Source organism: Sinobaca sp. H24 (genome assembly GCF_023845525.1).
This window is the reverse complement of sequence record NZ_JALBWT010000009.1, coordinates 68,672-81,126: the sequence shown is the minus strand read 5'-3', so window position 1 is coordinate 81,126 and position 12,455 is coordinate 68,672. Positions and strand designations below refer to the sequence as shown.

Annotated in this window: 13 protein-coding genes and 2 pseudogenes; all 15 read right to left on the bottom strand. The window is 44.7% G+C overall.

Features of this window, described 5'->3' with window-relative positions; all coding sequences use genetic code 11:
- Nucleotides 1–72: 72 nt before the first annotated feature.
- Nucleotides 73–1,041 (bottom strand): annotated as a pseudogene (gene hepT, locus MMY81_RS13685) (heptaprenyl diphosphate synthase component II).
- Between the two features lie 11 nt (nucleotides 1,042–1,052).
- Nucleotides 1,053–1,912, bottom strand: a pseudogene (locus tag MMY81_RS13680) (menaquinone biosynthetic enzyme MqnA/MqnD family protein).
- Nucleotides 1,893–2,516, bottom strand: coding sequence for a UbiX family flavin prenyltransferase (locus MMY81_RS13675; RefSeq protein ID WP_252313349.1), 624 nt, complete (start codon nucleotides 2,514–2,516; stop codon nucleotides 1,893–1,895). Before MMY81_RS13675 ends, MMY81_RS13680 begins: the two are co-directional and overlap by 20 nt.
- Nucleotides 2,513–3,373, bottom strand: coding sequence for a UbiA-like polyprenyltransferase (locus MMY81_RS13670; protein ID WP_252313348.1), 861 nt, complete (start codon nucleotides 3,371–3,373; stop codon nucleotides 2,513–2,515). The genes MMY81_RS13675 and MMY81_RS13670 overlap by 4 nt, the downstream gene beginning before the upstream one ends.
- A gap of 15 nt (nucleotides 3,374–3,388) precedes the next feature.
- The gene (locus tag MMY81_RS13665) at nucleotides 3,389–4,102 is read right to left on the bottom strand and encodes a demethylmenaquinone methyltransferase (RefSeq protein ID WP_252313421.1); all 714 of its coding nucleotides are present in this window, start codon (nucleotides 4,100–4,102) and stop codon (nucleotides 3,389–3,391) included.
- A gap of 12 nt (nucleotides 4,103–4,114) precedes the next feature.
- On the bottom strand, nucleotides 4,115–4,927 hold the full coding sequence (locus MMY81_RS13660) for a heptaprenyl diphosphate synthase component 1 (protein WP_252313347.1): 813 nt from the start codon (nucleotides 4,925–4,927) through the stop codon (nucleotides 4,115–4,117).
- 105 nt (nucleotides 4,928–5,032) lie between these two features.
- A complete protein-coding gene (mtrB, locus tag MMY81_RS13655) occupies nucleotides 5,033–5,257 on the bottom strand; it encodes a trp RNA-binding attenuation protein MtrB (RefSeq protein WP_252313346.1) in 225 nt (74 codons plus the stop codon).
- Nucleotides 5,258–5,283: 26 nt separating this feature from the next.
- Nucleotides 5,284–5,829 (bottom strand): GTP cyclohydrolase I FolE, encoded by a 546-nt coding sequence (folE, locus tag MMY81_RS13650; protein ID WP_252313420.1) that lies wholly within the window; start codon nucleotides 5,827–5,829, stop codon nucleotides 5,284–5,286.
- A gap of 162 nt (nucleotides 5,830–5,991) precedes the next feature.
- Nucleotides 5,992–6,732: a hypothetical protein gene (locus tag MMY81_RS13645; RefSeq protein ID WP_252313345.1), complete on the bottom strand. Its 741-nt coding sequence runs from the start codon at nucleotides 6,730–6,732 to the stop codon at nucleotides 5,992–5,994.
- A gap of 21 nt (nucleotides 6,733–6,753) precedes the next feature.
- Nucleotides 6,754–6,951 carry a DUF2768 domain-containing protein gene (locus MMY81_RS13640; protein ID WP_252313344.1) on the bottom strand — a complete coding sequence of 66 codons (198 nt, stop codon included), beginning with the start codon at nucleotides 6,949–6,951 and terminating at the stop codon, nucleotides 6,754–6,756.
- Between the two features lie 39 nt (nucleotides 6,952–6,990).
- Nucleotides 6,991–8,040: an NAD(P)H-dependent glycerol-3-phosphate dehydrogenase gene (locus MMY81_RS13635; RefSeq protein WP_252313343.1), complete on the bottom strand. Its 1,050-nt coding sequence runs from the start codon at nucleotides 8,038–8,040 to the stop codon at nucleotides 6,991–6,993.
- Nucleotides 8,041–8,052: 12 nt separating this feature from the next.
- Nucleotides 8,053–8,676, bottom strand: coding sequence for a glycerol-3-phosphate 1-O-acyltransferase PlsY (plsY, locus tag MMY81_RS13630; RefSeq protein ID WP_252313342.1), 624 nt, complete (start codon nucleotides 8,674–8,676; stop codon nucleotides 8,053–8,055).
- A 24-nt stretch (nucleotides 8,677–8,700) separates the two neighbouring features.
- The gene (gene der, locus MMY81_RS13625; RefSeq protein WP_252313341.1) at nucleotides 8,701–10,014 is read right to left on the bottom strand and encodes a ribosome biogenesis GTPase Der; all 1,314 of its coding nucleotides are present in this window, start codon (nucleotides 10,012–10,014) and stop codon (nucleotides 8,701–8,703) included.
- Between the two features lie 140 nt (nucleotides 10,015–10,154).
- A complete protein-coding gene (gene fni / locus MMY81_RS13620) occupies nucleotides 10,155–11,210 on the bottom strand; it encodes a type 2 isopentenyl-diphosphate Delta-isomerase (protein WP_252313340.1) in 1,056 nt (351 codons plus the stop codon).
- Nucleotides 11,211–11,225: 15 nt separating this feature from the next.
- A complete protein-coding gene (rpsA, locus tag MMY81_RS13615; RefSeq protein ID WP_252313339.1) occupies nucleotides 11,226–12,380 on the bottom strand; it encodes a 30S ribosomal protein S1 in 1,155 nt (384 codons plus the stop codon).
- Nucleotides 12,381–12,455 lie beyond the last annotated feature (75 nt).

Here is a 12,455-nt window from a genome sequence, read left to right as displayed (position 1 = left end):
AAACCATGTAAGCGTTAGCAATGAACAATTAAAAACAGGAACTTTATCCGCTGAACGGACAAAGTTCCTATTTTAATGCTTTCGGCCGCCTATATATGTCGCTACTTCCCGAAGCGACTTTGTAGCCTTAATATCTGGAAGACTATCCAGAGCACTGTATGCTTTGTTTAAATATTTACGGCTGAGTTCTTTTGAATACTCAATGCCGCCGGACTGTTTAATTGCTTCTATGATAGGGGTGATATCCTGGGAGCTGGATGCTTCATCTTCAATTAAATGAACAATGTCCTTTTTGAGCTCCGGGTCCCTGTTCATGGCATAAAGAGCCGGAAGCGTTACGTTTCCCTGTCTTAAGTCGCCTCCGGCCGGTTTGCCGAGCTGTTTTTTCCGTACCGGTAAAATCAAGAATATCATCAATAATCTGATACGACATCCCTACATTATAACCGTTGGTAAAGCCTGATCTGCTCCTGCTTGGATGCTCCTGCGCTGATTGCTCCGAGCTGACAGCTGACTGCAATAAGCAGCGCTGTTTTTTCCGCGGATTCTGCGCAGATAAATTCTCATATTCTGTTCCAGTTGTACTGGTCACGAATTTGTTCAATTTCCCCAAGACACATTTGAATCATCGCGTGGGATAAAATAGAATTAATATTTCCATCGTTAAAAAGGTTGTTTTTTCCACTGCTTTTGCGAAAATATAATCGCCTGTATACATGGCAACCCGTTATCCCATTTTGCTTTAATCGTCTGTGATCCCCGGCGCAGTTCTGCATTGTCTATTACATCGTCATGCACGAGGGAAGCCATATGGATTAATTCCAGTGAGACGGCAATATGTTTTACACGATCTATATCGTAGTCACCGTATTTTGCCCCAAGAAGGACAAATACAGGCCTGATACGCTTCCCCCCTGCCTGAAGAAGATGAAGAGAAGCGTGTTTAAGGGCAGGGTGCTCCGATAGGACGGACTGCTCCAGTTCTTGTTCGATTTTTTTAATATCTGCGTTTAAATACATATACAAATCTGCTAATTTCACCGCATTTACTTTCACTTTGAAGACTGCACCTCTTTTCCGCTCTCCCATATATTCAATGCATGTATTGGTTTATCAATAAATCCATACTTATATGCTAACGAATAATAGTAGAGGAGTCCACGTTTTTCGTCTTCCCCGAAGCTATAATGGATGCCCTTATAGTAGCTTTTCCAAAAAGCAGGGTCTCCCCCCATATTTTCAGAAACATCGACCGACAGCTCTTTGTATTCGTCGGCATAGGCCGTATCCCGGCTGCGGACAAATTCTCTGCTAAGCAGGGAAAGCAGGCCGGGGTCGGAGCGGACCGCTTCATTCTGCACGGCAAAAACAGCGTACGTCATCGGCAGGCCTGTATGAGTATACCACTGTTCCCCAGATCATAATAATAATACTCTTTATTTTCTCTCCGGGCTTCTATGGCATCATCTCCAATAAGCACACATGCGTCGTACGAACTCATCATTTGAGCCAGATCCGGCGAAACCGTTTCGAAATGAAGTGTCTCATAATGATAAAATTCTCTAAGCAGAATCTGCACTAAGTGGATCGAGGTCGCACTGGCTGATGTGAGCGCAATGTTTGCTCCTTCCAATTCCAGAATAGGCTTTTTGGAAATTAAAAAGATCGAACGTACTTCTCCTCTTGAAGATACGCACAAATCAGGAAGCAGGCAGAGCCTGTCATAGTTTTCAGCATACGCAAATGACGATACGGCCGCAATATCAATTGTCCCTTGCGCAAGCGACTGATTCAGTGAAGACGGCACTTCATAATAAAACTGAACGCCTCTGCCCCGCAGTTCTTGTCTGTTCAGATAATGAAAAAAAGGGAGAATATTCGTATAGGCTATTTCACCGAGATGCAGGCTCATCGCTTATCCCCCATCTTGTAAACAACGTGTGCTCTACGTTAACACTGTCGAGTACTTTTCCAGCTACAAAATTGATCAAGTCATCCATGCTTTTGGGCAGATGATAGAAGCCTGGCATGGCTGGAATAATATGAGCACCGGCCCGCTCTGCCCGAACGAGGTTTTCAAGATGAATTCCATTTAACGGTGTTTCTCTTGGCACAATGACGAGCTTTCGTTTTTCTTTCAGAGTAACGTCCGCTGCCCGCTCAAGCAGATTTCCTGAATTGCCATTCGCAATTTTGGAAAGTGTTCCCATCGAGCATGGCACGATGATCATTGCTTCTGTCTTATACGAACCGCTTGCAATCGGTGCCGTAAAGTCTCTAAGGCCGTGCACAAGAAGGTCATTTTCATCATACTTTCCAAATAAATCGTTTAAGCATTCCTGCCGGTTGGAGGTATCAAGCTCCATTTCGAGCCTGAAGACTTCCCAGCCGGCTTCACTGATAAGCAAATGTACTTTGCAGTCTGCTTCTATCAGCTGCTGGGCGACTCTTATTCCGTAAACGGCACCGCTTGCGCCTGTAATGGCTACTGTGAATATTCTTTTTGAATTGTTCATATCAATAGATCCCCAATAGCAAAAACCAGCATAGTAATACTTATGATACCGTTCATTTGAAAAAAGGCTACGCCAACTTTCGTTAAATCATTCGGCTTAACCAGCGAATGTTCATAAACCATAATAGCACCTACTATGATTACTCCAATTAAAAACAGCCAGCCGAGCGGAGAAAGCAAGCTCAGAAGCAGCAGTGAAGCAAAGCTGATGAGGTGGAAACCTTTTGAAATACGAAGAGCTTTTGCAATGCCAAACCGTGCCGGAATGGAATGCAGCTTAACTCTGCGGTCATAGTCAGCATCCTGGGTAGCATAAATTACATCAAACCCAGCCGTCCAGAAGGCTACGGTTAAAAAGAGAAAAAGCAGTTCTACTGAAAACTGGCCGGTTGCTCCAATCCATCCCCCTACCGGCGCCATCGCTATTGTAACACCAAGAAATACGTGACAGAGCCACGTAAAGCGCTTCGTATAGGAATAAAAAGTGAGTAGAAATACAAAAAGCGGCAGCATTAGTACAGTTAACAGGTTAAGCGAAAAGGCCGCAATAAACAGAAGAGCAAAGGAGGCTGCAATAAACAGCAGACTCTGAGGAATGGATACATCCCCTGCCGGTATAGCTCTGTCTGCTGTACGCGGGTTTTTTTTATCAATATTTGCATCAATAACCCGATTAAGTGTCATCGCGGCACTTCTCGCCCCGACCATCGCCAGCGTAATAAAGATCCATTCCATAATAGTCGGCCAGGTTCCCTCTACAGTCATGCTTCCAAGAATAGCACCCAGGAAAGCAAATGGCAGAGCAAACACCGTGTGTTCAAACTTTATCATTTCCAATATTACTTTAATTTTTTTCATTTATAAGCATCCTATCTATTGATCCAATTGTTTATGTGCAAAATGCGCCGCAGCCGCCCCCATTGAAAAAGAATGAACGGTTACGGTTTTAAAACCGGCCTGTTTAAACATAACAGCAAGAGCCATTTTGTTTGGAAAATTCATGGTGGATTCCTGAAGCCAGGAGTATTCGTCAAAACGGCCGGCTAAATACTTTCCAAGCCTTGGCATAATATACTTAAAATAGAGAGAATATACTTTTTCTATGGACTTTTTTTCCGGCTGGGACGTCTCCAGACACACTGCGACGCCTCCCGGTTTCAATACACGATGCATTTCCTGCAATGTCTTATCATAATCCGGGACATTGCGCAGTCCGAATCCTATCGTAACAAAATCAAAGCTGTTGGAAGCAAAAGGCAGCTCCATAGCATTCCCTTCCACCAGTTCTATCGTCTTCCAGCCGGACTGTGTTACTTTACGCTGCCCAATTTTCAGCATATTCGCGCTGAAATCAAGACCTTTCACTTGTCCCTCGGGCCCGGCAGCTTCAGCCAGGCTGAGCGTCCAGTCAGCTGTGCCGCAGCATAAATCCAGTGCAGACGCCCCACTCGGAACGTTCATCTGCCGCATCACTTCTTTTCTCCATGACTTATGCAGATTGAAACTGATAATCGAGTTCATTGAATCGTACTTTTCGTAAATGGTTTCGAAAACGTCATGCACGCGTTCTTCTTTAGACTGCACCAACATACAACCTCCTTACTGGATAAATTTATTTTCATACTGTGAGATGATATTGGTTAAATGGCTTGCGATTATAGAGGTTTCAGGCATTTGGGCTGCATACCGCTGCAGTTCAAGAAAATAGCTCTCCCGGAGCTCCTGAAGCCAGTGAATCTCTTCAAGTCCGAGAACGGCGTCTTTCTGCAGGGAAGCTTCGACATCATTTGTCCAATACGCATGAACTGCAGCCATGAAGGCTGATAACGGCTGCTGCTCCTGAACTTGGAGTTCATCATTAAGACGCTTGAACATAAAAAATGCATTCGCCGCTTCCGCCGTCTCTTTTTGCCCGTAATAAATGGCGATGTTCTGAAGAAAGCCGGATTCAATTGTTTCCAGGCGCTTTAGAAAATCATCTTTATCCGTGTTTTCTGCAAGATGAAGACGCATTTTTTCTTCATTGATAAGCTGAATGGACGTGCTGAATACTTTTAAAATTGGTGCATGTATCTCATGGGCAAGCATCGAATAATAAAGACTCCAATGATAGTCTCCTGCCAGTATTGTAAGCTGGCGCTTTTTTTTCTGCAGCGCAGACTGCACGGGAGCAATCTGCACATGTTCATGTGTTTCAAAAGCTCCATCTACCATAAGTGCGGCTACGATCTGCTCCTCTTTATAAGCAGGATCTAAGTCAACATGCTGCAAACTATGAAGCAGAAAATAGATCATACTTTTATTTACGTGGATTTCACCGGTGATTGTTGATACATATTGATGAGAGGCTTTGGATCGAAACAACGCTTCAATCCTTTCTATATCAGCTTCCCTGAATGTTTGATCAGTCATTGCATTGTCCCCCATTGACATGTTTTCGAAAAATGCCCTCGTGTTCATTTAAAGCAGGAAAAAGGCGCCTGCTCCGTTAGTTTATACATGCAATGCGCCTTTCTCTTATGATTGGGAGTCGGTGTGGACTTCCCCATGGCTCGTCTGTACAAGAGCCCGGCCTCTTATTTTTATAGCGGAAGTATGCTCTGTAAACTGTGCTACCATCACTTCGCCTTTATCTAGCTTTTCGGAATGATGAAATTTTGTATCTGTACCTCTGGTCAGGCCGATCACATTTACTCCGTCTTCCTCTGCTTTAACTACAAAAAAATCCTGCGCTCCACTCATTTTTAGTTCCCCTGCCTTTTATATTTTTAACCTTTATTTATTAAAGAAAAGACTTCAGCCCTAGCGGCTGCGTCCTTTTGTAAACTCCCTCTTACGGCTGAGGTTATGGTCATTGCTCCCGGCTTTTTCACTCCGCGCATTGCCATGCACATGTGTTCTGCTTCAATAACGACTATCGCTCCATGGGGATGAAGCGTTTCTACTATTGTATCTGCAATCGTTGATGTAATCCGCTCTTGGAGCTGTGGCTTGCTTGCTACGGACTCTACTGTTCTTGCCAGCTTGCTGAGTCCAGTCACCTTGCCGCCTTTAGGTATGTAACCTACATGGGCTTTACCGAAAAATGGGACTAAATGATGTTCACACATCGAATAAAAGTCAATATCTTTTACTAATACGAGCTCTTCGTGCTGTTCACCGAAGACTGTCTTCAAATGAGTGGATGGGTCCTCATGAATGCCTTTGAATACCTCCTGGTACATTCTTGCCACTCTTTTCGGCGTGTCTTCCAAACCTTCACGGTTGGGATCCTCTCCTACTGCTTCTAATATTAATGTAACGGCCTGTTCTATTTTTTATGATCAAAAGGAGCCACTGCTCTTCCCCCTACTTTTATTTTATCTTTGTCTTTGAAAATTTTAGCATACCGCTATTTATAAAGCAAAGCTAGCACTTCAGGGGATTGGCAGGAATCTAGTAAACAATATTCATATTATGTAAACTAAAGTCGGACATTACAGCTCGCCCGGCTCTTCTTCACCCGTTAATACCGGCTCATCGTTTTCATCCAACTCGTAAGTACCGGAAAAAGCCGGCACGACAGGATAGTTTTCGACAAGTACGTTTCTTGCATCTTCTCCTTCATTAATCGAGGCATCATGTACTTCAAGTGCTCGGTTAATATCGATCGAATAGTCTACGAGCGCTTCACCGTCCGCATTTATAAGAAGCGGAAGGCTGGTGTTAAAGTAGGGACTTGCTATCGTTGGCTGTTCATCATACTCCAATTTTTCAAGGTCAGCTTCAAATATGCCCGGAGCTACCGCTTCTTTAATAGGAGCAAATTCATTTTCTGCTATGTAAACACCTACTCTTTGTTCAAATTCCCTGATCTCGCGGGTCATTCGGAGATCGATTACTTTTACTTCCGCCTCGTCTTCTGGGTCCACAATCATATACTGATAGCTTCCTCCGCTTTCGAAAGAGTTGGCCGGCGGCTCCTGTATGTAACGCGGCATTAATTCTCTGAAATCAATGACGTAACGTTCATACAACGGAGGATTATGTTCCGGGGTACGGATAGGCAGTAAATTGATTTCATCTTCTCTATACTGGTCTACGGCCTGCTGCACAGCGGCAATCTGACTTTCGTCAGGCCCCTGTCTTTGTTCGGCTCCGCTGTTAGGGTAGAAACACCCTCCCAGCATCAAAAGAGGAATAAAACCTAAAAAGCCGGCTTTTTTTTGTTTATTCATTTTGAATCCCCCTTTCTAATATTATTCTGCCAGAGGCCCTCTAAATACAACAATAAAGACAATAAGTCCCGCAATGACCAGACAAATAAAGGAAAAAGTCATTACAATAAACCGGAGAACTCCTGTCAGCTTTTCTTTACCCAATACTGCAGCAGCTGTAGAAACAAACATTAAAAACAATCCGATAAACGACACCCACATATTTTGAAGCGCTGTCATTTTATATCCTCCTTTTTTCTATAAAGGAAAAGAAGCGGCCTAATTTTTCCGGCCGCCTTCGTTTCTTCCCATAAAAGAGCTTTCTTCTTCGTTTTTTTTCATTCGTCCCATCAGCCGGTCCGCTGCCTGCAAAGGCGGCTCTTCTTCGAATAGAACGCTGTATAGAGCTGATGTAATCGGCATTTCTACATTCTCTGTTTTTGCCAGTTCAAACACAGCTTTTGTCGTCCGGACTCCTTCTACGACCATACCCATCTCATCAAGTACATCATCGAGCTTTTTGCCCTGACCAAGAAGGCGGCCGGCTCTCCAGTTTCTACTGTGTTCGCTCGTGCAGGTTACAATTAAATCGCCAAGACCGGAAAGGCCGATAAACGTCATCGGGTTGGCGCCAAGAGCAACACCAAGCCGCGTAATTTCCGCAAGCCCTCTTGTCATCAAAGCCGCTTTCGTATTGTCACCGTAACCCAGACCATCCGTCATACCAATCCCGAGTGCAATAATATTTTTTAAAGCACCGCCGATTTCCACGCCAATCATATCTTCATTTGTATACACACGGAAGTAGTTATTCATAAATAAATCCTGAACAGAGGCTGCTGCCTCCGCATCCTTAGAGGAAACAGCTACCGTCGTCGGCTGTTTGATTCCTACTTCCTCCGCGTGACTTGGCCCTGATAATACAGCTACCGCTTTATATGTGACACCTTCAAGCTCTTCTTCCATCATCTCCGAGATCCGCTTAAATGTTCCAGGCTCGATACCTTTTGAGGCATGAACAAGTATGCTGTTCGCGTGCAGGAGCGGTCGAAGCTGTTTAATCGTATCCCTGATAGCTTTAGTTGGCACAGCGCAGACGATATAATCATTATCCGCAGCAGTATCTGCCAAATCACTGTAAGCCTTAATAGCAGGATCTAATACTACATCAGGCAGATAGCGGGAGTTCACGTGCGTCTCATTAATTTCTGCAGACAGTTCATTTCTTCTGCCCCAGAGCTGAACGCTGTGCCCATTATCAGCAAGCACCTGGGCAAGTGCTGTCCCCCAGCTTCCTGCTCCGATTACAGCAGCTTTCACTTTTGACATAGTGATCCTCCTTTATTTTGCTCCCAGTTTATTTTCCTGCCCTTTCAGAAGCCGGTCTATATTGGAGCGATGGGTCCATACAGCAAGCACGGACAAGATAATACTGAGAATAATATAGGAAACCGGATGATTGCCGGTCCCAGCTGTAATAATCAACAGTAAGGACGTGCCGAGAATAAACAGCAGTGAACCCAGCGAAACATAACGCGTTATAACAATTACAAGGATAGCTGCAATACCAGCGTAAACTGCCGGAAAGAAAAACAGTGTACTGATAACGCCTATTGTGGTGGCTACCCCTTTACCGCCTTTAAACCCAAAATATATCGGCCAGTTATGACCAAGAATGACAGCCAGTCCGGCTGCAGCAGGCGCAAGCCCCTCAGCACCCGAAGACAGGAAAGGAACGGTCTCAAGACCCACTGCAATCCAGACCGCCGCGATTCCTTTTGCTATATCGAGCAGCAGAACCAGTACGGCCGGGCCTTTTCCGAGAACACGCAGGGTATTGGTCGCTCCGGCATTTCCGCTGCCATGCTTTCTAATATCGATTTTTTTTATTTTTTTAGCGATCACATAGCTGAAACTAATCGAACCGATCAAGTAGGCTATAATGATGGACAGAATGACTCCCATTCTACTCTGCTCCCTTACAGTAGACTATTCGTTCTTTTTTCTTGCATATATCTTGAGCGGGGTACCTTCAAAATGGAAAGCTTCGCGCAGCTTGTTTTCGAGATAGCGTCTGTAAGAGAAGTGCATGAGTTCCGGTTCATTTACAAACAGGACGACTACCGGTGGTGCAATCGCTACCTGGGTTGCATAATTAATGCGTAAACGCTTATTGTGCTCCGTTGGGGTTGGATTCATCGCAACCGCATCGGAAATAACGTCATTTAAGACATTTGTCGGTACGCGGAGGCTGTGGTTTTCTGCTACTGTTTTTACAATCGGAAGCAGATTTTTCATTCTTTTTTTCGTTTTAGCAGATAAAAATACAATCGGAGCATAGGAAAGGAACTGGAATTCTTCCCGTATCTTCTGCGTGAATTCCTGCATGGTTTTTTCATCTTTTTCCATCGCATCCCATTTGTTTACGACGATGACGATAGCACGCCCCGCTTCATGTGCATAGCCGGCAATTTTTTTATCCTGCTCTTTTATCCCCTGCTCCCCGTCAATCAAGGTGAGCACAACATCCGCGCGCTCCAGCGCTTTCATAGCACGAAGTACACTGTACTTTTCCGTAGCTTCATATACTTTGCCGCGGCGCCTCATTCCGGCGGTATCAACGATGACATATTCCTGGCCGTCTTTTTCAAACGGCGTGTCAATGGCATCGCGTGTGGTTCCGGCAATCTCACTTACAATCACTCGTTCTTCACCGAGAAGTGCATTGACAAGAGAGGATTTACCGACATTCGGCCGCCCGATTACTGCCATTTGAATGGTATCTTCGTCGTATTCTTTTTCCGTTTGATCCGGAAAAAATTCAAGGGCACGATCAAGCAGATCCCCTAAACCGATACCGTGAGAGCCGGATACCGGGTAAATGTCCCCAAATCCCAATGAATAAAATTCATACATTTGAGTCTGCATAGCCGGGCTGTCAATTTTATTTACTGCTACTACCACCGGCTTCTTAGACCGAAGCAGAAGATTGGCTGCTTCCTGGTCAGCTGTAGTAATTCCATCACGGCCGTTTACAACAAACAAGACAACATCTGCCTCGTCGATTGCAATCTCAGCCTGAGCTCTCATTTGATCAAGAAACGGCTCATCCCCGAGATCAATTCCACCGGTATCGATGACAAAAAATTCTCTGTTCAGCCATTCCGCGTTATTATATAAACGGTCACGGGTAATACCCGGCTCATCCTGGACGATAGCCACCCGCTCTCCTATAATCCGGTTAAAAACGGTTGATTTTCCTACGTTCGGTCTTCCTACTATTGCTATTGTTGGCTTTGCCATCTTACTCCCTCATTCCTATCCCTTAACAAAAACTCTGTCATTTATTTGTTCCTCGTTTATTATACTAGATTTTTACCCTCTACATAACCATAGAAAAAGCCGGTTCTATGTTTTTTCATAGAACCGGCCTCCTTGTACCGCTATTTTGCTCTTGCAGCATAGCTTTTCGTATCAAATCCTCTTTCTTTTAACCAGTGTGCTGTTTCACCTGAAAGAACAAGAGGAGACTGCTGCAGCGAATGAATGTCTTCTGCACCGACGGCCGCCATAATATATGTCAGCTGTTCGAGAACCGCTTTCAAGTAAGCAGTACCCCCTTCAGCACCATTTTCATGAACAGCTTCTAGTACTTTCCCGGCAATACCTACAGCTGAAGCACCGAGTGCGATAGCTTTAGCAGCGTCCAACGCATGTCTAATACCGCCGGAGCCGATAATATCCGCCTGATTATGTACAAAAGCAGACTCTGCCACGGCAGCTGCACTGCTGATACCCCATTGATCAAAAAAAGACCATTTAGCTTCCCGTCTGCTGTTTTCCACAGCAGAGAAATTGGTGCCTCCGCTTCCGCCCGTATCAATCACTGTAATACCAGCATTTTCAAGCGTTCGAAATGCTTCCGCTGACATGCCAAATCCTACTTCTTTTACAATAATAGGTATATTCAGGCTCTGCTGCACTTCCATAATCCGATCCAGCGCGCCTTTAAAATCTCTATCTCCTTCAGGCATAACCAGTTCCTGAATGACGTTCAAGTGAATTTGCAGAGCATCAGCTTCTATCATATCTACAGCCTGCGCCGCCTGCTTTGGTGTTGCTTCACTTCCTAAATTCGCAAAAATAATCCCATTAGGATTTTCGCTGCGTACGACCTGATATGAAGCAGCTTCTGCTGTATCTTTAATCGCTGACATCTGAGATCCTACTGCCATCGCAGTATCTGTAGCTTTTGCCGCTTGAGCGAGCATCCGATTAATTGATTCTGTTTTTTCTCCGCCGCCTCCGGTCATCGCATTAATAATAATCGGCGAACTTAAGGAAAGTCCGCCGACATTAGTAGTATAGCTTATATTGCTCACTGAAGAGCCGGGGAGACTGTTGTGTACAAAACGAAGATCATCATAACTCGATGCATCAGCGAACCCTGTCGCTAATGCATGAGTGATGTGGTCCTGTTTACGTTGTGCTCTTAACACGACACATCGAACCCCTTATTTTTTATATTTTTTCAGCTGGTCGCCAATCATATCACCAAGAGAAAATCCTGAATGATCTTCTTCCGGCGCGTCATACTCCTGCTGTACTTTTTGATCTGGTTTATCTGCCTTTTCGAGTTCACGGATACTTAAACTGATCCGCTGCTCCGAAGGAGTGATATCAAGTATTTTCACTTTTACAGCCTGACCTTCTTCAAGCACTTCTCCAGGCGTACCAATATGGCGGTCCGCTATCTGAGAGATGTGAACAAGACCTTCCACACCTGGTGCTACTTCAACAAAGGCTCCAAAAGAAACGAGACGCTTTACCTGGCCTTCAATAATATCGCCGGGCTCCAGCTGTCCTTCTATTGTGGTCCATGGTCCTGGGAGAGTATCTTTAATGGAAAGGGAAACTCTCTCACTGTCGGTATCCACTGCAAGAATTTTCACCTGCACTTCTTCGCCCTCTTTCACAATCTCGCCGGGAGATTCTACACGATGGTGCGCCATCTGTGAAATATGGACAAGTCCATCTACACCGCCTACGTCAACAAATGCACCAAAGTCTGTTAGACGCTGTACGGTACCTTTTACGGTATCGCCAACCTGAAGCTGCTCCAGTACGTCTTTTTTCTGGCGGTTCGCCTGTTCATCCAATACCGCTCTTTGGGAAAGAATTAATTTGTTATCCGCAGAATCAATTTCGATAATTTTTAAAGATAGCGTGCGGCCTTTGTAATCGGAAAAATCTTCAACAAAGTGTCTTTCTACTAAAGAAGCAGGGATAAATCCGCGTACTCCAAGATCGACTACAAGGCCGCCTTTGACTACTTCTGCTACCTCTGCCTCAATAATATCTCCATTTTCGAACGTAGATTCAAGTTCTCCCCATGCTCTGTCGGCAAGCGCGGCTTTTCTTGAAATAACCAGTTCATCATCTTCTAGTTTTGTCACTTTGCACTCAATCTCGTCCCCTTCTTTCAGGACGTCTTCCACTTTTTCCACGTGAAGACCGGACAGCTCACTTATTGGAATTACTGCATCCACCTTGTATCCCACATCAGCAAAGGCCTGCTTTTCTTCAACCTTTGTTACCTTGCCTTTGACGATATCTCCTTCTTTAATATCATTCATTCCAGCTAACTCGTTGTTCATTTCATCGACCATTGTCCATTGCCTCCTTCTACTATTCCTCGCTACTATATCTATTATAATAAAAAACAGGCCATAAGCAAAAGAAAA